General features: G+C 41.2%; 1 pseudogene. It reads left to right on the top strand.

Features of this window, described 5'->3' with window-relative positions:
* A pseudogene (locus tag BBG47_RS28500) lies at positions 1–386 on the top strand (hypothetical protein); the annotation flags it as partial.

The following is a 386-nucleotide window of genomic DNA, read 5'->3' as shown; positions in this document are numbered from 1 at the left end:
AGGAGCCAGAAGGGATGCCAGAAGGATATACCTTTGTTAAAGGAGTAATCCAAAGTCCGTTCAGCAAAAAATTCGAGGCACAAGTGAAGGCTGAAGCCAAAGGCAAAGTAGTATATTCCAAAAAGATGGAATGGACGGAAGCGGGAGAGATCAAACTGGAGTACAAAAAAGGAAAAGATAATATCATTCTCCAAATGCAGACGGCTCATACCGAAGAAAAGGAAGCTAAAGGATACACATACGAATCCGCAGATAGCTTACATACTGATCGGAATCAAGTTACCTGGTCGGAGAACGGAAAGGTATTTTTCCTCTCCGTAAATTCTGGAAATCCATTGACGGAGGAAGATTTAATGGAGCTTGCGAAAACGATGATTAAAAAATGA

Origin of the sequence: Paenibacillus sp. KS1, from assembly GCF_001680695.1 — a bacterium.
GTDB classification, from domain to species: Bacteria; Bacillota; Bacilli; order Paenibacillales; family Paenibacillaceae; genus Paenibacillus_B; species Paenibacillus_B suaedae.
This window is presented reverse-complemented; position numbering and strand designations above follow the sequence as displayed.